This is a genomic window from Natronorubrum amylolyticum (assembly GCF_052040145.1).
Taxonomy (GTDB): Archaea; Halobacteriota; Halobacteria; order Halobacteriales; family Natrialbaceae; genus Natronorubrum.
The window spans coordinates 501,757-523,109 of the sequence record NZ_JBPPFW010000001.1; the positions used below are offsets into that span (position 1 = coordinate 501,757).

Annotated in this window: 18 protein-coding genes; 7 read left to right on the forward strand and 11 right to left on the reverse strand. The window is 63.8% G+C overall.

Translation table 11 applies throughout. The features are described 5' to 3' along the window. Positions 1 to 22 precede the first annotated feature (22 nt). The 4 genes from ACSFDB_RS02550 to ACSFDB_RS02565 all read right to left on the reverse strand — a co-directional run bounded on the left by ACSFDB_RS02550 (position 23) and on the right by ACSFDB_RS02565 (position 4,238). Positions 23 to 1,561: an aldehyde dehydrogenase family protein gene (locus ACSFDB_RS02550; protein ID WP_440769472.1), complete on the reverse strand. Its 1,539-nt coding sequence runs from the start codon at positions 1,559 to 1,561 to the stop codon at positions 23 to 25. A gap of 116 nt (positions 1,562 to 1,677) precedes the next feature. Beyond that, complete coding sequence (locus ACSFDB_RS02555) at positions 1,678 to 2,619, reverse strand: phosphatase PAP2 family protein (protein WP_440769473.1); 942 nt, start codon at positions 2,617 to 2,619, stop codon at positions 1,678 to 1,680. 89 nt (positions 2,620 to 2,708) lie between these two features. After that, positions 2,709 to 3,239 carry a DUF8593 domain-containing protein gene (locus ACSFDB_RS02560; RefSeq protein ID WP_440769474.1) on the reverse strand — a complete coding sequence of 177 codons (531 nt, stop codon included), beginning with the start codon at positions 3,237 to 3,239 and terminating at the stop codon, positions 2,709 to 2,711. Between the two features lie 189 nt (positions 3,240 to 3,428). Beyond that, entirely contained in the window at positions 3,429 to 4,238 is an 810-nt protein-coding gene (locus tag ACSFDB_RS02565; protein ID WP_440769475.1) for an RIO1 family regulatory kinase/ATPase domain-containing protein, read from the reverse strand. A gap of 229 nt (positions 4,239 to 4,467) precedes the next feature. On the opposite strand from ACSFDB_RS02565, the gene ACSFDB_RS02570 reads away from it, so the two are divergent. The 3 genes from ACSFDB_RS02570 (at position 4,468) to ACSFDB_RS02580 (ending at position 7,445) form a co-directional block, all read left to right on the forward strand. Continuing rightward, positions 4,468 to 5,679, forward strand: coding sequence for a DUF7544 domain-containing protein (locus ACSFDB_RS02570; RefSeq protein WP_440769476.1), 1,212 nt, complete (start codon positions 4,468 to 4,470; stop codon positions 5,677 to 5,679). A gap of 379 nt (positions 5,680 to 6,058) precedes the next feature. After that, complete coding sequence (locus tag ACSFDB_RS02575) at positions 6,059 to 7,201, forward strand: acyl-CoA dehydrogenase family protein (RefSeq protein WP_440769477.1); 1,143 nt, start codon at positions 6,059 to 6,061, stop codon at positions 7,199 to 7,201. 16 nt (positions 7,202 to 7,217) lie between these two features. Next, on the forward strand, positions 7,218 to 7,445 hold the full coding sequence (locus tag ACSFDB_RS02580; protein WP_440769478.1) for a hypothetical protein: 228 nt from the start codon (positions 7,218 to 7,220) through the stop codon (positions 7,443 to 7,445). A gap of 46 nt (positions 7,446 to 7,491) precedes the next feature. Here the strand turns inward: ACSFDB_RS02580 and ACSFDB_RS02585 are convergent, their stop codons facing one another. From ACSFDB_RS02585 to ACSFDB_RS02595, 3 genes are all read right to left on the reverse strand, one after another. Further along, a complete protein-coding gene (locus ACSFDB_RS02585) occupies positions 7,492 to 8,271 on the reverse strand; it encodes a DUF6517 family protein (RefSeq protein WP_440769479.1) in 780 nt (259 codons plus the stop codon). 159 nt (positions 8,272 to 8,430) lie between these two features. Continuing rightward, positions 8,431 to 8,934 carry a DUF2062 domain-containing protein gene (locus ACSFDB_RS02590; RefSeq protein ID WP_440769480.1) on the reverse strand — a complete coding sequence of 168 codons (504 nt, stop codon included), beginning with the start codon at positions 8,932 to 8,934 and terminating at the stop codon, positions 8,431 to 8,433. Between the two features lie 128 nt (positions 8,935 to 9,062). Then, a complete protein-coding gene (locus tag ACSFDB_RS02595; RefSeq protein ID WP_440769481.1) occupies positions 9,063 to 10,316 on the reverse strand; it encodes a Glu/Leu/Phe/Val family dehydrogenase in 1,254 nt (417 codons plus the stop codon). A gap of 1,298 nt (positions 10,317 to 11,614) precedes the next feature. Between ACSFDB_RS02595 and ACSFDB_RS02600 the strand changes: the two genes are divergently transcribed. Beyond that, positions 11,615 to 12,898: a Cdc6/Cdc18 family protein gene (locus tag ACSFDB_RS02600; RefSeq protein WP_440769482.1), complete on the forward strand. Its 1,284-nt coding sequence runs from the start codon at positions 11,615 to 11,617 to the stop codon at positions 12,896 to 12,898. Between the two features lie 134 nt (positions 12,899 to 13,032). Here ACSFDB_RS02600 and gdhB read toward each other — a convergent pair whose 3' ends face one another. After that, a complete protein-coding gene (gene gdhB / locus ACSFDB_RS02605; RefSeq protein ID WP_440769483.1) occupies positions 13,033 to 14,319 on the reverse strand; it encodes a glutamate dehydrogenase GdhB in 1,287 nt (428 codons plus the stop codon). Positions 14,320 to 14,470: 151 nt separating this feature from the next. Between gdhB and ACSFDB_RS02610 the strand changes: the two genes are divergently transcribed. Beyond that, positions 14,471 to 15,871, forward strand: a complete 1,401-nt coding sequence (locus ACSFDB_RS02610) for an NAD-dependent succinate-semialdehyde dehydrogenase (protein WP_440769484.1) — start codon at positions 14,471 to 14,473, stop codon at positions 15,869 to 15,871. Positions 15,872 to 15,946: 75 nt separating this feature from the next. On the opposite strand, the gene ACSFDB_RS02615 is transcribed toward ACSFDB_RS02610, so the two are convergent. Further along, a complete protein-coding gene (locus tag ACSFDB_RS02615; RefSeq protein WP_440769485.1) occupies positions 15,947 to 16,879 on the reverse strand; it encodes a carboxypeptidase-like regulatory domain-containing protein in 933 nt (310 codons plus the stop codon). 182 nt (positions 16,880 to 17,061) lie between these two features. Between ACSFDB_RS02615 and ACSFDB_RS02620 the strand changes: the two genes are divergently transcribed. Together ACSFDB_RS02620 and ACSFDB_RS02625 are read left to right on the forward strand one after the other, a co-directional pair. Beyond that, the gene (locus tag ACSFDB_RS02620; protein WP_440769486.1) at positions 17,062 to 17,520 is read left to right on the forward strand and encodes a MaoC family dehydratase; all 459 of its coding nucleotides are present in this window, start codon (positions 17,062 to 17,064) and stop codon (positions 17,518 to 17,520) included. Between the two features lie 3 nt (positions 17,521 to 17,523). After that, the gene (locus ACSFDB_RS02625; protein ID WP_440769487.1) at positions 17,524 to 18,228 is read left to right on the forward strand and encodes a PH domain-containing protein; all 705 of its coding nucleotides are present in this window, start codon (positions 17,524 to 17,526) and stop codon (positions 18,226 to 18,228) included. 53 nt (positions 18,229 to 18,281) lie between these two features. On the opposite strand, the gene ACSFDB_RS02630 is transcribed toward ACSFDB_RS02625, so the two are convergent. Both ACSFDB_RS02630 and ACSFDB_RS02635 read right to left on the reverse strand, forming a co-directional pair. Then, positions 18,282 to 18,632 carry a DUF5658 family protein gene (locus ACSFDB_RS02630; RefSeq protein ID WP_440769488.1) on the reverse strand — a complete coding sequence of 117 codons (351 nt, stop codon included), beginning with the start codon at positions 18,630 to 18,632 and terminating at the stop codon, positions 18,282 to 18,284. Between the two features lie 343 nt (positions 18,633 to 18,975). Then, positions 18,976 to 20,799, reverse strand: coding sequence for an acyl-CoA carboxylase subunit beta (locus ACSFDB_RS02635; protein ID WP_440769489.1), 1,824 nt, complete (start codon positions 20,797 to 20,799; stop codon positions 18,976 to 18,978). Between the last annotated feature and the right edge of the window lie 554 nt (positions 20,800 to 21,353).

The window sequence follows — 21,353 nt, forward strand, 5'->3', positions numbered from 1 at the left end:
GAACGGAGTCGCGGCTATCTGCTCAGTCCTCGCTCGTCGTGATATCGGCCGACAGCCCCTGGGCCATCTCGATCTCTTTGGAGTTGTTCAGCGTCCAGGCGGTGCGTTCGGTGACGGCTTCGATGGCTTCTCGCGCGCTTGGGTAGCCGTTGCCGGACTTCTTGACGCCGCCGAAGGGCAACTGGACCTCCGCGCCGATACACGGGAGGTTCGCGTACGCGAGCCCGAGGTCAGCCCTGTCTCGGAACCGGTTGAGCTGGCGGTAATCCTCCGAAATGATCGCTCCGGCGAGTCCGTACGGCGTGTCGTTGTGGATCTCGAGCGCCCGGTCGATATCCCCCTCGTACTCGACGAGGGCGACGTGCGGGCCGAAACACTCCTCTTGGAGACAGCGCAGGTCGGTGTCGTACTCGATTTCGTAGACGAAGGGGCCAACCCAGTGGCCCGCTTCGTGACCGTCTGGAATCTCTTCGGCTCCGAGTTCGAACCGGTCGACCAGTACCTCCGCGCCCTCCTGTTCGGCCAGTTCGTTGTGTTTGCGGATCTTCTCGACGTGGTCAGCTTCGATAGCTGGCCCCATGAACGTGTCATCCTCGAGCGGGTCGCCGACCGCGATATCCGCGGCGATATCGACGTACCGCGCTTTGAACTCGTCGTAGACGTCCGTGTGGACGATCAGCCGCTCGCTCGAGACACAGCGCTGGCCAGTCGTCTTGAACGACGACATGATCGCGGAGTGGACGGCGATGTCGAGATCAGCGTCTTCGGTGACGATGATCCCGTTCTTGCCGCCCATCTCGCAGGCCGCGAGTTTGCCGGGTTCGCCGCCAACCTTGCCCGAGATTTCGTGGCCGACCTCCGCGGAGCCGGTAAAGAGGACGGTGTCGACGCGCTCGTCGTCCGTGATCGCCGCGCCGGCGTCGCCGAAGCCCTGAACCATGTTGAAGACGCCCTCTGGAATTCCGGCGTCGTCCATCATCTCGGCGATGGTCTGGCCGCACCACGGCGTCTGCTCGGCGGGCTTCCAGACGACCGTGTTGCCCTCTACGAGGGCGATAGCCATGTGCCAGAACGGGATCGCGACCGGGAAGTTCCACGGCGTGATGCAGCCGATGACGCCGCGGGGTTTGCGGCGCATGTAGGCGTCTTTCGCCCCGACTTCGCTCGGAACGACGTCGCCGTGGGGATGTCGGGCGTTGCCCGCGGCCCACTCGACCATGTGCCAGGCTTCGGTGACGTCCGCCTTCCCTTCCGAAATCTCCTTGCCGCACTCCTTCGTGACGATCTCGGCCAGTTCCTCGTGGCGCTCGCGCAGTTCGTGGTAGATGTCCCAGAGGTACTCCGCGCGATCGATGTAAGAGAGTGATCGCCACTCGTCGAAGGCGTTTTCGGCGGCCTCGAGGGCGGCGTCGACGTCGTCGACCGTCCCACGCTGGAACGTCGCCAGCGTCTCGCCGGTGGCCGGGTTTCGGCTGTCGAACGTGTCTCCGTCTCCGTCTCCATCAGTCCACTCTCCGCCGATGTAGTGGCCGTACTCCTGCTCTGTGGCTTGCTGGCTCATACCGAAACGGACGACGAGCGACGTGAAAAACCTGGTTGTGATTCACACGCGGAGTGGTCGGCGCAGAACGGGGGTGGCGACGCAGGGTTCTGATCGGCCGCCGGGTCGATCCGCCGTCAGTTCGACCGCCTCGGATAGCGGACGCGACCGTACAGCTCCCGTGCCCGGTCCGAGTGCCGAGCGACTGGGACCACGAGGGCGAGCGCCGTGACGAGACCCACAACCCCGGCCGCGGTCGAGAGCGAGGCGAACGATCCGCCGCCGAGCGCGGCGACGAGCGGAATCGCACCGATCAGCGCCGCGCTGCCACGTACCAGTATCGGGCGAACCGAACGCGAGCGCGACGGGGCGACGGCGAGCCGTCGGCCGAGCATGACCAGTTGCCAGCCGCCGAAGGCCCCCAGCGATCCGGCGAGCAGGAACACCGCGCTCGGGGATCGATCGCTCATCACGAGGTAGAACGCGCTGAATCCGATACCCAGTGCGAACGTGATCGTCGCGCGGTCGGCGAACTCCCGCCGGAGGAGCGCTCGAGCGACGAACAGGAGGGCCAGTCCAACCGCAACTCCGACGACGACGTCGACGACGTAGTGGACGCCGAGCGCGACGCGCGTAAAACAGACCAGCGAGACGAGCGACGCGGCGACGCCGTATCGGAGCCGTCTCGAGCCGACCGAGAGAACGCTCGCCAGCCCGAAGTAGACGATCGTCGTGTTGACCGCGTGGCCGCTCGGGAAGCCGTAGCCGCCGGCGGTCGCCGTCGCCTCGTACAGCGGCTGGACGAGCCACGGCAACAGCGTCGGATCGAGCAGCGGCGCTTCAGGGCGCGGGAGACCAAATATCTCTTTGAGTCCCTTGTATAGCCCCATTCCGGCCAGCGTGACGCCCGCGACGGCGGCGATGTCGTCCCGATCCCTCGTGTCGATCCAGTACAGCACGGTGAGGACGAGCACCAGAAACCAGACGTCACCCAACTGGGTGAGCAGGGCGATGACGACGGCTACCCACTCGGGGATCGACTCCTGGACGAGATCGAATTCGCCGATACCACGGGACATTGGTTCGGATTACGGTCGGTGATCGGGATCGCCGTCTGTCGCGCGACCCGAAATCACTCGGATCGGCGCGCTCGAGATCGAGTCCTCGCTCATCGGTCCTCCTCCTCGCCGCGGTCTTTCGTCACCGTTCGATCACCCTCCGGCGGCTGGTCTTCGCTCTCGGGGTGGCGCTCAGCCCCCGATTCGGTCATCTCGTCCGTCTCGGGCTCCATCGCATCGCCCGAACGGCCCTCGCCCGCAGCGTCCGGCTCGTCGGGTTCCTCGCCGTCAGCTTCGTCGCGCTGGTCACCGGCGGCTCGTCGGTCGCGTTCCTCACCCTCGAGGCCGACGGACTCGTCGCGGTCGAAGACGGGCTCGGACTCTGTGTCGGTCATCCGCGCGTTCTTGCCCTCGAGTCGGACGACGTCCGCAGTCACTTCGCGGACGACGGCTCCGCCGATCGGGACGACGTTGTCGGTATCGGCGTTCCAGTCGAGGACGGCTTTGATCGAGTCCGTCGCACCCTCACTGAGTTCGACGTACGCCGTCTCGTCGCCGGTCATCGTGACGACCCCGATGGACTCGCCGGCGTCCGTCTCGACCCGTTTGCCGACATCGGCGTCAGTAAATCGAGCGCACATGCACACGGATAGTGTAATCTTCTCAAAACGTGTGGTGCCTGCACAGGCCAGCGACTCGAGCGTGACGCCCGGTCGCTGCGTATCGTACCCCGAGCGGAGGTACGGCAGGGTCTCGGCCCAGGACCGAGTTCGGCGACGATCCCCCGATAGCAGACGAAAACGCCGATTCGCCGTCTCTGGCGGAGCCGATCAGCGCTGTCCCTGATCGGCCGCCGCCTCGAGTTCGGTCCGTAACGTCGTCGAATCGAACTCGTGGTCGGGACGGAGGCGGACGAAATCGAGGAATCGGCGCGCCGAGAGGAGTTCTTCCGGCTCGTAGACCGTCGCGGCCGCCCGAACGGCGTCTCGGGCGCCGATCCGTGGCTCGAGGACGGCCAGCGCACAGGCTAAATCGTAGGCGGTGGTCTCGGCGACTCGGTCGTCGTGGACGTTGGTGGCGTCGATGAAGTAGAACTCGCCCTCACACAGCAGAATGTTCTCGGCGCGCAGATCGCCGTGGGCCATGCCGTGATCTCGGAGGGTGGCTAGCATGTCGAACAGGTCCGTCGCGCGCTCGGCGACGAGCCAGTCGGGCGCGTCGTCCAGCGATCGGAACTCCGGCAGATACTCGAGGACGAGCACGCCCAGCCCGTTGACCTCGAACGCTTCGATCGGTTGGGGTGCGTTGATGCCGATCTCGCGCATTCGCTCGGTCGCCTCGTACTCGTGTTCGACCATCTCCCGGGGCGTGTCGAATCGGCCGAAAAAGCCCCCAGTACCTGCAGAAACGGCACCGACGTTTCGCCCCGTCGTCAACACCGCGTGGACGAGCGCGTTCTGCCGCGAGACGATCTTGACGAACCATCGCTCGTCGATCACGCAAGGCGTCGACAGCCAGTTGTCGGCCTCGAGAAACTCCACGCGAACCTCCTCGCGGTCGTACCGATCCGCCAGCGTCCGGATCACGCGCTCGAGGCGATCCCACTCGACGTTTCCTCGGGCGAGCCGGCGGATATCCATATATCGGATGTGGGTGCTCGGGTGTTAAATGCGTCCCGAACTGTCGTCGACGAGACGTATCCACTAGTGGCGACTCTTCCGGGTCGCCGCCGTCCCCGCAGTGAACCACCGGGGCTGCCCAAGGATTAACCCAGCCAACCAGCGGCCTACCCGGTCGTCCGGAGGTTGATTCGGGCGAGGGGAGCGGAGCAGTATCATTATCAACAGCCGAATGAAATGTGTGGACAACATGGATGCGATCGACGATCTCAGCGACGCACTGGAGACAACTCGGAACTTCCTGACGCCGGTCAGTTTAGGGATGTGGGTCAAACTCGCGATTGTCGTCTTCTTCGTGAGTTCGCTCGGAATGGGCGGCCCGACGATCCCCGGCGGGGACGTCGGCACGTTCGCCGACGAACCGATATTCGAGGAAGAGACGCCCGGCGAGGTCGAAGAGTTCGAAGAGGAGTTCCCTGTCGAAGAACTCCTCGTTTTACTGTTGGTCGTCGTCGGGATCATCCTCTTCCTCTGGCTCCTGTACGCGATCATCAGCGCCGTGATGCAGTTCGTCTTCATCGAGTCGCTCCGGACGACCGAGGTCCACGTGAGACGATACTTCAGCGCGAACCTCGGGAACGGGCTTCGGCTGTTCCTGTTCAGAGTCGGCTTGCTGCTCGTCGCCGCGGTTCTCGGGAGTGCTCCGGCAGTGGCGATCTGGCTGCAGGGCGGGTTCGACGCCCTCTCGGGCGCTCTCGTCGCGCTGTACGCGCTGTACGGCATCGGACTGTATCTCGTCTACTCGCTCGCCCGACGGTTCACCGACGAGTTCGTCGCGCCCATCATGTTGCTCGAGGATCAGGGCGTCCTCGGCGGCTGGCGTCGGTTCTGGCCGACGCTGAAAGGGAACTGGACGGAGTATCTGGTCTACTTGATCCTCGTCTGGATACTTTCGCTCGCGATCACCATCGCCGTCTGGTTCGTGCTAGCGTTTGGGGTGCTCGCACTACTGATTCCGTTTGTCATCGTGATCGCCCTGCTGATACTCGCTGCCGGCGAAATAGGCGTATTTCTCTCGGTGCTGGTCGGCATCGTCGCGTTCCTGACGATCCTGCTGTTCGTCGCGCTCGTCTGGACGCCGATCGCGACCTACTTCCAGTACTACGCGCTGTTGTTGCTCGGCGATACCAACGCCGACCTCGATCTCATCCCCGAGCAGCGCGCCGCGGTGCGCGCTGACGGCGGCGAATCCGGCGAGCGAGGCGATACGTGGGACGACGACGCTCGAGACGACCGCGACCGGTTGGAGCAGGGTCGGACGAGCGACGACGACCGCGAGTGGGGCGACTCGGACCCATGGAGTGACGCTGACGGGACGGACGAGTCGGATCCGTGGAGTGACGCGGACGAAACAGACGACTCGAACGGGTCTGACGATCGCGACGACGACCGCGGCTGGTAACGCCCTGAGCGAATCCGCGCAGTTGACGCGGGTGCCGTTCTACTTTCGCGGTGATCGGATCGCAGAACGCACGATCACGACACGCTGTATCTGACGACGCGTGCGTAAGCCGGCCAAGACGGGCCGGTCGCTCTCGTATCATGGGACTGAACGGGAGCGAGACGAGTCGCTACGCGGATAATATATTGGTGGACAGAAACCGCGAGTACCCCTACCCGCTGTCCACCGTCCTACCAGAGTGGTTACCGGTTGGGGCAATATGCTTTGTGGTCCCGCGGGACTGAATCGGGTGGCGTAAAACCGACCCGACAGCGCTGTCGGACCAACGGTCGACGAACGCCGTCGGTGCGTTTATTCCGTCCCTCGGCAAGTATTGCGTATGGACACCGAGCTACCCGACGAGCACCGGATGGTCCGAGAGACCGTCAGGGACTTCTGTGACGCCGAAATCGAACCGATCGCCCAGGAGATCGAGGACGAACACCGGTTCCCCGCGGAGATCTTCGAGCAACTCGCCGAACTGGATATGATGGGCGTTCCGATCGACGAGACGTACGGCGGACTCGGTGGTGACACACTCATGTACGCGCTCGTCGCCGAGGAGCTCGGTCGGGTCTCCGGCTCGATCGGGCTCTCCTACGTCGCACACACGTCGCTCGCGTCGAAACCGATCGAACAGTTCGGCACCGACGCCCAGAAGGAACGCTGGCTGCGCCCGCTCGCCGAGGGCGAGTACCTCGGCGGCTGGGCGTTGACCGAACCCGAGAGCGGCTCCGACGCGTCGGATATGGACACCGTAGCGGAAAAGGAGGGCGAGGAGTGGGTGTTGAACGGCACTAAACAGTTCATCACCAACGCCTCGGAAGCCGGCTCGATTCTCGTCAAGGCCGTCACCGACCCCGACGCGGGCTACGACGGCATCTCGACGTTCATCGTCGATCCCACCGAGGACGACGGCTTCGAGGTGAGTACGATCTGGGAAAAGATGGGACTGAACGCCTCGCCGACCTGCGAGATTCGCTTCGAGGACGTTCGACTCCCCGAAGACCGGCTCCTCGGCGAGGAAGGCGAGGGCTGGAACCAGACGAAGAAGACGCTCGACGGCGGGCGAATCTCGATCGCCGCGCTCTCGACCGGGCTGGCCCAGGGGGCCTACGAGCACGCGAAGACCTACAGCAAGGAACGCGAGCAGTTCGGCCAGCCAATCTCGAAGTTCGACGCCATCCGCGACAAGGTCGTCGACATGCACCGCAAGACCGAGCGGGCACGACTGCTCACCCGCCGGGCCGCTCGCACCTACGACAAGGGCGAGCCGGTCACTCGCGAGTCGGCCCTCGCGAAACTCGACGCCAGCGAGGCCGCCCGCGAGGTCGCCGAGGACGCCGTTCAGGTGCTCGGCGGCTACGGCTACACCACCGACTTCGCCCCCCAGCGGTTCTACCGGGACGCGAAGCTGATGGAGATCGGCGAGGGAACGAGCGAGATCCAGCATCTCGTGATCGGTCGCGAGCTGGGGCTGTAGCTCCGTCTCCGAACCCGTGAGTCTCACACTGCTCGGTTTCGCGCTCGTCGCCCTCGGCCTCGCCGGCGTTCGGTACGCGCCCGCAATCGTCGCCGCTCAGCACCGGCAGGGGATGGCCCCGCTCGATGACGACGACGGCGCCACCCTCGAGGACGCGGACAGAGTTCGGGTGACGAAAGCTGCCGGCGTCGTGCTCGTCGCTGTAGGACTCGTCAGTGTCGCGTACGGATCCGGTCTCGTCTGAGCGACGAAGCGAGAATCAGTGGTGCGGCGGGTGTCGAACCGGGCGGCTACTCGAGGGTGCCGAGTATCCCATCGTCGTCGTCCTCGCTCTCATCGTCGTCGCCATCGCCGTCGCCGTTCTCGCCGCCTGCATCGTCGTCGGTTCCACCGTTTTCACTCTCGTCGCTTCCGTCGTCGTTCGTATCGATATCGGCAGTCACGCCCTCCATAAGTTCGAGGACGTTCGACTCTTCCTGCATGCGGAGATCCTGCGGATAGACCCCGATGGTCACGAGCAGATCGTCGTCTTCCGTTTCGACGGCCTCGCTGACGTGGAGATCGACCGCGAGGTCGTGGCCGTCGAACGTCGCGTCGGCGTCGAACCGAGACCGGGTTGTCTCCCCGCCGAGGATCGTGATTTCGTCGTCCTCGTCGTGGGAGATGTCGCCGATATCGTCGTAGTTGTCCTCGACTAACTCGATGATCTCCTGGGCGGACATATCTTCGACCGGATTGACGTTTCGCCCGGCGATGCTGATCTGTGGCGTCGTGAGGACGATGAAGACGGCCGCGCGCTGGCCGTCGAGCGGTCCGACGCTCACCGATTTCTCGTGTTCGGTCATGTAGTTCGTGACGGAGATCGTCTCCGTGGCGATGCTGGCACCGACCTCCTCCTCGACGACGATGTCGTCGATGTCGGTCTGAGCGTAGCCCGTCTCGTCGCGAACGCTCGCTTCGACGCCGACCGGCGACGACTCGTGTTCGTCCATGCCGACGATACCGAGACAGCCCGCCAAACTCGTGAGCCCCGCGATGGAGAGTCCGCCGAGTACGGTGCGTCGTTTCATTTTCCTCCCAATCGATAGTCCGTTCATATGAGTTTGTTGGATCCGAGACTGTGTGCATCAGGGGAAACAATTGTGCCAGAGACAATTCTCGCCGCTCGAAGCAGGTGCCGAGGGACGCTCGAGGTGGCCGAGCGAGCTACGGACGACGCGTTCGATCGACTACTTCCGTCGGAAGAAGCCGACCAGAATCGACAGCAGTGACGTTCCCGTTCGCCGTCTTGATCGCCGTCGGTGGGCCCGCGTCAAGTGCAAGACGGTAACGTATCCGATCGCCGAAAGGAACGTCGCGATGATGAGGTTTCCGAGGAGTAGCTGCTTGATCGCGACCCACGCCGATTCGGTGGCCGTCCCGTCGAGCGAGCCGACGGACTCCGAACCGAGCAGGAGTGCGCCGACCTGAAAACTCCCGAGATATACCAGCGGTTTCACAAACGGGTTGAGTACGGCGACGGAGGCGAATATCGCAGGTTTGCTGATCCACGACCAGATCGAGATGAGGATGAAAAACAATCCGATTCCGAGCCCCCCGGTCGGCATCGCCGTGATGAAGATGCCGATCGCGAAGCTCGCTGCAACTTGATTCGGGGTGTGCTCCTCGCGGAACGCCGCGAGGAGTTGGCCGCGAACGCGATCACGATAGTCGGCGAGCCGTTCGCGTACCATTCGCTCTGTGGGTCGGTCGCCAGCGACCGTCAAAAAGATACCGAGTCACGACGCGACGTATCAGTCCGGAAGTAGATGTGTGCGGACGAATTCGGCGTTCGGTCGTTCGGTTCGATCCCCGAGGCAGTTTACGGAAACGTTCCGGCTTCCTCGAACGAGTCGGCGACTCGCCGAATCGCCACGACGTACGCGGCGGTACGGGGGTTCTCGAGGTCGTACTCCTCGAGCGTCTCGACGAGGGCGTCGAAGGCGTCGACGATAATGTCCTCGAGTTCGCTGTTGACCTTCTCCTCGGTCCAGTAGAAGCGCTGGCGGTTCTGCACCCACTCGAAGTAACTGACCGTCACCCCGCCGGCGTTGGCGAGGATGTCCGGAATCACGAAGACGTCTCCTTCGAGGATCGCGTCTGCTTTGGGCGTCAGTGGTCCGTTCGCGGCCTCGGAGATGACGTCCGCCTGTACGTCTTCGGCGAGGTCGGCGTCGATAGCGTTCTCGAGCGCCGCGGGGATCAGCAGATCGACGTCCAGCGTCAGGACGTCCTCGTTCGTCAGTTCCTCCTCGCTCTCCTCGTAGCCGACGACGCTGCCGGTCTCGTTCTTGTGGTCTTTGGCCGCGACCGGATCGAGCCCGGAGTGGTTGTAAACGCCGCCGCTCGAGTCGCTAACGGCGACCACGGTCGCACCCATCCGATCGATCAGTTTCGCGGCGATCCAGCCGGCGTTACCGTAGCCCTGGACGGCGACCGTCGCTCCCTCGAGATCCTTATCGAGGTAGTCAAACGCCTCGCGAGCGGCGATCACCGTCGATCGGCCGGTGGCCTCGACGCGACCCTCGCTGCCGCCGCTGGCGATGTTCTTGCCCGTGATGACGCCCGGCTCGGTGGTGTTCTCTAAGGTCTCGTACGTGTCTTTGATCCAGTTCATCTCCCGCTGGCCCGTATTCACGTCGGGTGCAGGAATGTCGCGGTCCTCGCCGATCATGGGACGGAGTTCCGTCGCGAACGCGCGGGTGACGCGCTCGAGTTCGGCCTCCGAGTACTCGTCGGGGTCGATGATGATTCCGCCCTTACCACCGCCGTAGGGGATCCCGGCGGTTGCACACTTGTACACCATCCAGCCGGACAGCGCCTTCACCTCGTCGCGGGAGACCTGCGGGTGGTACCGAATGCCGCCCTTGTAGGGTCCGCGGTCGCCGTTGAACTGCGAACGAAAGGCTTTGAACCGCTCGAGCGAGCCGTCGTCGAGTTCGACCGTGAGATTGGTCTCGAGCACGCGCTCGGGATGTTTGAGCCGTTCGATGACGTCGTCACCGACCTCGAGATGAGTTGCAGCCTCGTCGATCTGTGACTGGAGGCTTTCGAATGGATTCGCGCCCTCGGTCATATTGGCCTCTTTTTCGGACGGGAGGATAAGCGTAGCGAATATCTATCATGGTGCACAGTATCCCGTTCACCCAAGATCTCGATATGAGCTAGTATACTGGTCGCTCGGTCACTTTTCAGTGGCCAATGCGGTCCGATCCTGGATGCGTCTCGCGCCGGCGATAAACGGGTCGTCGAGCCGCGAATGGAGGAGACCGTGACACTGGCGCCTGCCGTGCAACCGTCGTCGATCCGAGAGCGTTCGCCGACGGACACCCCTCGTTCAGAGTGAAACGACTCGAGCGAGTGTCCGTGTACGATTGCTGGCTCGAAATCGCCGTAGTACTCACCAGGGGGAGACCCGTCGTTCAGAGTGAAACGGGGACGATGCGACGGCTCGTTTTGTCGCAGTCCACACGGAGCGTTGAGCGGTGACAGACGACGCTAAACGGAACGAGGTGGGTGTCCGAACAGCACCGTCGATCGATTATCGATTCAGGACTCTTTCACTCTGAACGGGGAGAGAACCGAGGTGAACGGGGAGGCGGCTCGAGGCAAGTCAGTTGCGGACTGTCTCCCGGCAATCGATACGTCGGATCAGGACCCCCACACCCAATTCAGAGTGAAACGGGTAGCGGCTGCAGTGGAACGACGGTGGCCACTCCACGCTGGCGCTGAATTGGAGGCGGTTAGACGGGTCGTTTCGTGGGAACGATGCGATCTTCAAGACGACATATATGCATTCGGTAGTAGGACATTGTATCCACTATCGAAAGATATAATGCTACTATACTAGCTAGGTGGATACCGATAGAAGATAGAAAAAGCGGAAATCGAGGTTCTCGAGGTCCTGAAGACGGTTCTCCCATTTCTAATACGTTCACATATCTCGACAGCGCCCACACTCATCGACGGTGTCCACACTCATCGACGGTGTCCACACCATCGACGATGTCCATACCCATCAACGACGTCCACATCCGTCGACGCTGGTACGTCCAATCTGTACTGTCGCCGATCGACCGGTCCGCAGTTCAACGCTCTACCGCATCTCCGGTCTCTTGTGGCTCGTCCCACCCACAGCTGCACGCTGTTTTCACTCTGAACGGGGGGTGTGGGGGTCGTAATCACGGTCGACAGCGAGCGTCGATGCTCCTGTTGGTGTCCGAGTCGGTCTCGAGACTGGTTCAGTCTGAACTCGGGTTCTATCGCCCTCGAGTGATATCGGCCGAATTGACGCGAACTAACACAGCTACCCTCCGTTTATCAGTCTGAACTACCTTCCATAGATTTATTATGTCCGTCTTCGACGACCGAGGTATGGCTGACCAGGCTGGGGACCCGCTCTTCCACTCTCACGATCCCATCTTCAATCGGAAGGAACTCCTCCACGTCGGACACGTTCCCGACGAGGACCGTATCGTCGGTCGGGACGACGAGATCGAATCCGTCGCGGCCGAAGTCGGTGCGATCACGCGCGGCGATCCACCGAACAACGTGATGATCTACGGCAAAACCGGCACCGGAAAGAGTCTTATCTCCCGACACGTCGCGACGCGAGCACAGGACGCCGCCCGAACGAACGAGATCGACTGCGGCGTTCTCTACATCGATTGCTCCGAGGCAAACACGGAGACGCGTGCGACGCGACAGTTGGCGCTCAGTTTGAAAGAGCAGACCGACTATCAGGAGAACATTCCGGTCCGCGGCGTCGGCACCATGGAGTACTACCAGCACATCTGGCAGATCCTCGAGGCGTGTTTCGACGCGATCATCGTCATTTTGGACGAGATCGACAAACTGGACAACAGCAATATCCTAATGCAGCTCTCGCGCGCTCGAGAGGCCCAGAAGACGGACGCCTACATCGGCGTCATCGGCATCAGTAACAAGGTCAAGTATCGGGAGACGCTCGACGAACGCATCGACAGCAGCTTCGGCCACCGCGAGCTGTTCTTTCACCCCTACGACGCCTCCCAGCTCAGGGAGATCATGCGCAACCGCGAGGACGCCTTTCAGCCGGCGGTCTTAGAGGACGGGACGATCGAACTCTGTGCAGCACTCGCAGCCAAGAAACACGGCGACGCGCGGAAGGCGATCGAGATTCTCAAGGAAGCCGGCGAACTCGCTCGACGGACCGGTTCGGAGACGGTTTCGGAGGACCACATCCAGCAGGCCCAGGAGGTCGCCGAGATCAACCGAATCGAAGAACTCACGAGCGGCGCAACGGTGCACGCGAAACTCGCCCTCTACGCGCTGGCGAGTCGCATCATCACCGGCGACCGGGAGACCTACAAGACGCGAGAGGTCTACGAGCGCTACGTCGGCATCTGCGAACTGGTCGCCACGGATCCGATCACGGAGAACGGACTGTACCGACAGCTCAAGGAGCAAGCGTTCCTCGGCGTCATCGAATCCGAGAAGACCGGCGGCGGTCGGTCGCAGGGGAGCTACCTCCTCCACCGGCTCGTCACCGACCCGAAACACATCGTGAAGGCCGTGCGACGGGACTCCTCGCTCGAGGAGCTCCCGACGTACGACCGACTTTCGGGTACCGAGAGCCCGTCGAGAGCACACGACACCGACCTCTCCTCCTTTTCCTGAGTCGGTTACGCGCGGTTCCGGCCCGCTGACCTCCCTCGCCTCCGATCGCTCTTTCACTCTGAACGAGGGGTGTGGGTGCCGAAATGAAACGGGAAACACTGTGAGGACGACGGGGACGACCGCACGTCCGGTGGCTACGGCCAGAGTCCGCGCGTCTCGTGGACGTCGGCGACCCGCTCGAGCGCCACGATGTACGTCGCGTCGCGCCAGGTCACGTCCCGGGCCTCGTACTCCTTTCGAACGGCGTTCCAGGCCCGGAGCATCTCGGTCTCGAGTTCCTCGTTGACGCGCTCGAGCCGCCACTTCCGGCGGTTGATGTCCTGGAGCCACTCGAAGTAACTGACCGTCACCCCGCCGGCGTTGGCGATGATGTCCGGGATAACGTGGATGCCTCGCTCCTCGAAGATTTCGTCGGCGCTCGAGGTCGTCGGGCCGTTGGCCCCCTCCACGATAATGTCGGCGCTAACGTCGCGGGCGTTCTCGGCGGTTAGGACGTTCCCGATGGCGGCGGGGATGAGCACGTCGACGTCTAACTCGAGGAGTTCGTCGTTCGTGAGCGTCTCGGGTGCGTCGTAGCCCGAGACCATTCCCGGCGTCTCGTCGTGATCTTCGACGTCGTTGGTGTCGAGTCCGTCGGGATCGTAGATGGCTCCGTCGACGTCCGAAACGGCGACGACGGACGCACCGAGGTCGTCGAGGTATCGGGCGGCGTTGGCGCCGACGCTCCCGAATCCCTGCACGGCGACGGTCGTCTCCTCGCGATCCCACTCGTAGTAATCCATCGCCTCGCGCGTGACGATACCGACGCTTCGACCGGGCGCTTCCTCGCGGCCGTACGATCCGCCGATCACGGGCGGTTTACCGGTGACCACGCCCGGCGTCGTCTCGCCTTCCTGCATCGAGTAGGCGTCCATGAACCAGGCCATCGTCTGCGGGTCGGTTCCCATGTCGGGGGCAGGGATGTCCCGCATCGGTCCGATAACGGGGCGGAGTTCCTCCGCGAAGCGACGGGTGAGTCGCTCCCGTTCGTCCGCGCTGAGGTCCTTCGGATCGACGACGACGCCGCCCTTGCCGCCGCCGAAGGGGATGTCCATCACGGCGCACTTCCAGGTCATCCACATCGAGAGCCCGATACACTCCTCTTCGCTCACGTCGGGGTGGTAGCGCAACCCGCCCTTGTACGGTCCGCGACCGCTGTCGTGGTGGGCTCGATACCCCGTGTACATCTCCCTCGAGCCGTCGTCGTGCTCGAGGGGAACCGTCACCCGATAGACGCTCGTCGGGTGACGCAGCCGTTCGACGATCCCATCGTCGACGTCGAGATGGGTGGCCGCTCGCTCGAGTTGCCGACGGGCGGTTTCGACGGCGCTTTCCGGGTCCGCCGATTCCGCCGGTTTCGCCGTTGGATCTGAGACGGTCATCGTGCCTCGTCTACACCGTGGCCACGGAAGTACGTCGGCTTGCTAACGCACCGCCTCGCCGGTCGGGCGCTCCCGAGCGTCGCCAAGTACTCGCGTCGCCCTTCCATAGCCACCCCCGCGTTTGAAGCGCCTCCTCGTAGTCGGACCCTCCATGTCTATCGAGAGCCAAAATCCGGCGACCGGCGAGGTAGTCGACACCTTCGAGGAGACGTCCGCGGAGGACCGCGAGGATCACCTCGAGCGCGCGACCGAGACGTTCGAGGAGTGGCGCGAGACGCCCGTCGAGCACCGCCAGCAGTTGCTGTCGACGGCGGCCGACGTCCTCCGAGACGATGCCGAGGAATATGCAACGCTGATGACCGAGGAGATGGGCAAACCCATCGGGCAGGCCCGCGACGAGGTCGAGAAGTGCGCGTGGGTCTGTGAGTACTACGCCGAACACGCTGCCGAGTTCCTGTCGGACGACGTCGTCGCCGGCGAACCCGACGCACGCACGGTCGTCGCCTACCAACCGCTGGGACCGATTCTGGCCATCATGCCGTGGAACTTCCCGTTCTGGCAGGTGTTTCGCTTCGCCGCGCCCAACCTCGCGGCGGGCAACGTCGGCCTGCTGAAACACGCCTCGAACGTCCCCGGCTGTGCCAAGGCGATCGAGGATATCTTCCGCGAGGCCGGATTCCCGGAGGGTGCGTTCACCTCGCTACTCATCGGCTCCGACGAGATCGAGGACGTGATCGGAGACGATCGAATTCAGGGCGTCACCCTCACCGGCAGCGACGGCGCGGGCCGCGCGGTCGCCGAAACAGCCGGCAGCGAACTCAAAAAGAGCGTCCTCGAACTCGGCGGTAGCGACCCCTTCGTCGTCCTCGAGGACGCGCCGATGGAGAAAACTGTCGAGACGGCGGTTCAGGCCCGCCTGATTAACAACGGCCAGTCCTGTATCGCGGCAAAACGGTTTATCGTCGTCGACGACGTCTACGACGAGTTCCTCGAGCGATTCGTCGAGGAGATGGACGCCCAGACCGTCGGCGACCCCAGCGACGAAGAGACTGACATCGGCCCACAGGCTCGCGAGGACCTCATGGAAGAGCTTCACGGACAGGTCGAGGAAACGCTCGAGAAAGGCGGCGAGTGCCGACTCGGCGGCGAACCGATGGATCGCGACGGGGCGTTCTACCCGCCGACGGTGCTGACCGACGTCCCCGACGACGCTCCGGCCGACGACGAGGAACTGTTCGGCCCCGTCGCGTCGGTCTTTCGCGTGCCCGACGAGGAGGCCGCGATCGAGAAGGCCAACGCCACCCGCTTCGGTCTCGGGGCGAGCGTCTGGACGGACGACCTCGAACGCGGCGAACGGGTCGCCCGACGGTTCGAATCGGGGCTCGCGTTCGTCAACGAACTCGTCAAGTCCGATCCCCGGCTCCCCTTCGGCGGCGTGAAGGACTCGGGCTACGGCCGCGAACTCGCCCGGGACGGGATCCGGGAGTTCGTGAACGCGAAGACGATCTGGGTGCAACACGACGCCGGCGAAGAAACTGGGATGGTCGAGTGAGACATTCCTGAACCCGAGCGAAGACGTCGGGAGAAGTGACGGCAGGATGGCCGTTCACACCCACTTGTCGTCCCGCTACCGGGATCGATTCCGATAGAGACCGACCGTCGCGGCGGTGATCATCGTGGCGAGAAACGTCCCCGCCAAAATCAGTACCGTGAGAACCTGTTCGCGATTCGTGGTCGGCGACGAGTCGTCGCCTCGAGTGTCGCCGTCGACGCTCTCGTCGCTCGTCGAATCGTCGTGATCGACGTCGTTTTCGGTATCGTTCTCGCCTCTATCGCTGCGCTCATCGTGATCGTCTTCCTCGCTCTCTCCGTCGACACCGGTCTCATCGTCCGTCTCGCTTTCCTCGTCCGCATCATCATCCATCTCGCTTTCTTCGTCCGCATCATCGCCGCTTCGGCCGCCGTCGGACAACTGAACGTCCCGCGTCGTCACTTGGCTCTCCCTGACGGTGACGCTCGACCGCCGCGTATTGTAGCCGTTCGCACTCGTCTCGAGTGAGTAGCTCCCCGGATCGATCTCGAACGCGTAGCTGCCGTTCTCGTCGCTCGTCGCCTCGAGATCGGTGCCCGCGATCCGAACTGTCGCACCCGCCACCGGCTCGTCGTCTGGGTTCGTCACGATTCCCTCGAGTTCCGTCGGTTCGGCGGTGAGCGTCACGTCGGTCCGCGTCCAGCTTCCGTTCGAGATGCTCTCGGTCCACGTCTTCGGTTCGTGATCCTCCGCCTCGACGGTGACCTCGTGCTCGCCTCCCTCGAGTTCGAGACTGTAGAAGCCGTCGGCGTTGGTCCTCGACGTCTCGCTGGAGCCGTTGACGGTGACGTCCGCGCCGAAGATGGTCTCCCCGTCTTCGTCGGTGACGGTGCCGCTGAGCCGGGTGGTGTCGCTATCGATCGCCGCGCTCGAGAGTCCGACCCCGAACGCGAGGATGACCACGAGAACGAGACCGATCGCCGCAGCTGTTGTGACTGCTGTGGCGGCACTGGTATCGACCCCGCTCATTCGGATTCGACCAACTCGAGTACAGATTCCGTCGCTCGAGGCTATAGGGTATCGGACGACTCACCGCTCGATACGTAACTCACCGCTCGAGCGACGCCGAACGGCTCCCCCCGAATAGCGACGACCGTGGCCCACCTCGAGCGAGCACCACGCTTTTATCGGCGCTGTGCGACTCCGAACCTATGACCGGACTGTACTACGAGGAGTTCACCGTGGGTGAGACGATCGAGCACGAGCGCCGGCGGACGATCTCCGAGAGCGACAACCAGCGCTTCTGCGATATGACGATGAACCAGCAGCCGCTGCATCTGGACGCCGAGTTCGCGGGCGAGACCCAGTTTGACGAGCGACTGGTCAACGGCCTCTACACGATGTCGCTGGCCGTCGGCATCTCGATCCCGGAGACGACCGACGGGACGATCGTCGCGAACCTCTCCTACGACGACGTCGAGCATCCGACCCCCGTCTTTCACGGCGATACGATCCGCGTCCAGTCGACGGTGACGGACAAACGCGAGACCAGCGACGGCGAGCGCGGGATCGTCACCATGCACGTCGAAGTTCACAACCAGGACGACGACCTCGTCTGCGAGTTCGAACGTACCGTGCTCTCGCTGAAACGCGAGCACGCGGAGGCGTGACTGATGGCGAACGCTCCAGCCGTGACCGACGGCGACGACCACGATCTCGAGTGGCTCTCGCTGGACGACGACGAGTCCGTCCTCTGGTCCGGCGGCCCGGACCGCCGAACGATCGCGCCGACGGCGGCGCTACTTGTCCTCCCGGTACTCTCCCTACTCGTGGTCCCGTTCAACGCGGTCGCTGGGCTATCGCTTACGGCCGTGCTGGCGCTGGTCATCGGTCCGCTCGTCGCCTGGTCCGTGCTCTGGATCCGCCGGACGGATTACGTCGTGACCACCAGCGCCCTCTACGCGAAACGGGGTATCCTCTCGCGAGACGTCAAACGGATCGACTTCGAGAAGGTCCAGAACACCTCTTACAGCCAGAGCGCCATCGGCACGCGCGTCGGCTACGGCACGGTCGAGGTCAGCTCCGCCGGCGGCTCCGGCGTCGAGATGAGCTTCCGTTCCATTCCGGAGCCACGGGAGGTCCAACAGCTGATCAGCAGCCGCGTCTCGCCCGCTCGTTCGTCCCGCGACCGAGCGAACGCCGACTCCGACGCCGACTCGGACGACGTGCTCGAGGAGATCCTCGTCGAACTGCGGGCGATTCGAGCGGCGCTCGAGGACGGTGAGAGCACCCGGACACAACCACCCGAATCGCGGTCGACCGACGCTGAAACGGGGAGCGTCACGCTCGAGCACGATTCGACCGACTCACAGCGGTAGACCTGTAACAGCGTCCTCGCCGGTTCGTGGAAGGCGTGTCGCTCGATGTTCCCTCAGATCGTCGTCGAGATCATGTAGAGGTTGATGCAGACGGCGGCCGTCCAGGGAATCGCGAGTCCGGCGGGAACGATCGCTCGGTAGGCCTTCGGCAGCATCGGCCGACAGACCAGCCCGATCCCGACCGCGAGCGCTTTGAGCGCGAGCATACCGAGCAGTCCGTAGCCGTCGATTGCGCTTCGAGCGACGGGGTTCGATTCGGCCAGCCCCAGGTGGAGCCCGACGAACGTCGTCACGACGTCGCCGACGAGCGAGAGACCGACGAGGACCCAGAAGAACCGCTCGAGGGCGGCCGGCGAGACGTCGACCGGAAGTTGGTGGTGTAGGTGTGCAGCGTCGGAACTCATACTCTCCCCGCCGGAGTCGAACCGGGCGTCGACGCGTCGACCGTCGGGAGCGTGCCGTTCGCACGCCACGCTTCCACCAGATGGGGTATTGTTATGCTAAGCGTAGGCCGCGCCGGTCCGACGCTTTCGGTCAGTAACGACCCTCAAACGCCGTAATAACAGTCTCGAACGGTCCGCGATAGTGAACGGACGTGACCTGAAATCGTCTCGAGATCATACGATCCGCCGGCGACGTAATCGGGAGACTTGACGGGATGGGCGGCCGGAAAACGGTGAGGTGGAGCCGCGAGTAGCGGGCTGATCGGGCGAGAAATAGTACGCTACCGACGGATAGTTCCTCGCGTCAGAGCACGGTTCCGTGTTTCTTGTCCGGCAGCGACTTCTCGACGTCCTCGTAGAACTCGAACCGGGCGGCGAGTTCCGCGCGCAACTCGCTGGGGGGAACGATCTCGTCGATGACGACCTCGCTGGCCATTCGGTGGACATCGATGTCCTCGCGGTACTCCTCGCGGAGCTCCCGCTCCATGCGTTCGCGCTCCTCGGGGTCGTCGATCTCGGAGAGTTTGCGCGCGTAGACCGCGTTGATCGCCGCTTCGGGACCCATGATGGCGATCTCACCCGAGGGGAGTCCGATGACGCTCTCGGGATCGTAGGCGGGGCCGCCCATCGCGTAGATGCCCGCGCCGTAGGCTTTCCGGACGACGACGGTCTGTTTCGGCACCGTCGCCGACGACGTCGCGTAGATCATCTTTTTGCCCTGCTCTAAGATGCCCTCCTTCTCGACCTGCGAGCCGGCCATGAAGCCGGGCGTGTCACAGAGGTAGAGTAACGGAATGTTGAACGCGTCGGACTTCCAGACGAACTCCGCGGCCTTCTCGGCGGCGTCGGGGAAGATCGCCCCGGCCCGGTGGGCGGGCTGGTTGGCGACGATGCCGACGGGACGGCCGTCGATCCGAGCGTAGGCGGTGATTATCTCCGGGCCGTAATCGGGCCGTAACTCGAAGTAGGAGCCTGAATCCACGATCCGATCGATGACGTCGGTCATGTCGTAGCCCTTGTTCGGCGACTGCGGGACGACGGCGTCGATCCCCTCCGGCGACCGCGCCGGTGAGGTCGGCTCCTGCTGGGGCGGTTTCTCGTCCGAGTTGTCCGGCAGGTAGGTGATCAGCTTGGCGACGAGCTCCCGGGCGTGTTCCTCGTCCTCCGCGATCAGATCCGCGGAGCCGGACTCTCGAGCGTGGACCTGCGGGCCGCCGAGTTCCTCGAGATCGATCTCCTCGCCGGTGACCATCTGGACCATCCGCGGGCTCGCGATCGCCATCGCGGACATCCCCTCGACCATGATCGTGAAGTCGGCGAAGACGGGCGTGTACGCGGCCCCGGCGATACAGGGGCCGTAGAGGACACAGACCTGCGGCACTCGCCCTGAGAGCATCGAGTGGTTGTAGTAGTACTTCCCGATCCCCTCGCGGTTCGCGAAGAAGCCTGTCTGCTGGTCGATTCGACCGCCGGAGGAGTCCATCAGGTAGAACACCGGCCGGCCGGTCTTCAGCGCGCGCTGTTGCATCCGCAAGAACTTCTCAACGCCCTTCTTGGCCATGCTCCCGCGCTTGACGGTGTAGTCGTTGGCCATGAAGTGGACGTCCCGGCCCTCGAACGTCGCGCCGCCGGTGATGAGGCCGTCGGCCGGCAGCCGGTCGTCGGTCTCCTCGCCCGTCCCGTCGGGGTGCCAGTCGTCGAACGCCGCGAACCTGCCGTCTTCGAACAGGAACGCGTTCTCATCGTTCTCGCCGTCGTCGAACCACAACTCGAGGCGATCCCGGACGAACAGCTTGTCCGTCTCCGCGAGTTGGTCGCGGTACTTCTCGGGGCCGCCCTCGAGAATGTCCGCGATCTCCGCGCGAAGCCGTCGCTCGCGGTCGGTCGGCTCGAGGTTGTCTTGCCGGTCGGCTTCGGCGGAGTCGCGCTGCGGAGCGTCGGCGTTCGAAGCGGAATCGGCCTCCCGTTCCGCCGACTGTTCCGATTCGGGCGAGCCGTCGTGGCTCGCCAGCGGCTCGTCGTCGTCGCCGACGTACACCTCGACCGATTCGCCGACGTGTTCAGCCAGTGCGGCGGCGATAGCGGCCGCTTCCTCGTCAGACGCCCCTGCCGCGATACGAACGTGCATGATAGACGATGTGTGGGGGGACCAAAAACCGTTTTCGTCGTTGACTCGATCGCGCGACGATCCGGGAACGGAGCTGACGGCAACCCGAGTGCGTTCTCGTCGGCCGAAACCGACCGCTCATAGATGAGTGGCTTGGAGCGAGAAGGTACTGTAGCGCGGGACCTCGAAAGGGACGGCAGAGAGGAGAAAACGGTTCGCGTCCGAGCGCCACTGATCGTTCGGAGTTCGCCACGAGGGATGAGGAGGATCGCGTGTCGTGGACGCGAACCGATCGGGAGTGAGTCGTACCGTCGGGCACCTGGTGCCCGCCAGTAGCTGCCTTCGTGGTCACCAGCACGAAGACAGGTATTGCTGGACGGGGAACTGACACGAACGCTTGCGTTCAGTCGTACAGGTTTTATACCGGGTTGAGTTTGTGGTCGCCTACGACCGTTTCGGCGCGTCGCCGTTGGCGTGTCGCGGCCCACGAAACGGCCGATACAAAACGAGTAGCAGGTGCAGGCACAACCGCTATCGCCGATTTCGTCGTTACATTCGACCGTCATCGACCCTCC